Origin of the sequence: Paraburkholderia sp. SIMBA_027 (assembly GCF_046535315.1) — a bacterium.
GTDB classification, from domain to species: domain Bacteria; phylum Pseudomonadota; class Gammaproteobacteria; order Burkholderiales; family Burkholderiaceae; genus Paraburkholderia; species Paraburkholderia tropica.
The window spans coordinates 1-277 of sequence record NZ_JAWRWY010000435.1; the positions used below are offsets into that span (position 1 = coordinate 1).

Genomic DNA, 277 nt, shown 5'->3' on the forward strand with positions numbered 1-277 from the left:
GGCGCTCCCAGCTTGGCCGGTCGAGCCGGTGGATCCACGCGGCATTGAGATTCAGAAAGTTGAAGATGATGTAGCCCACATTCGACATCGCGAGTACGACGACGTAGTCGGACATCAGCAGCAGCACGAGATTGAATACGAGGTCGGTCCACATGGCGCGGGTCGGTGCGCCGTTGTGGTTGACGTGTGAAAGATATTTGGGCAGCCAGCCATCGACGGAAGCCTGATAGAGCGTGCGCGACGAGCCCGCCATCGACGTCATGATAGCGAGCACCAG

At 59.2% G+C, this 277-nt stretch carries 1 protein-coding gene; it reads right to left on the reverse strand.

What is annotated here, in order from left to right; translation table 11 throughout:
• Positions 1-277 (reverse strand): amino acid permease (locus SB764_RS39730; protein ID WP_410866715.1); only part of this gene is annotated, 277 nt, incomplete at both ends.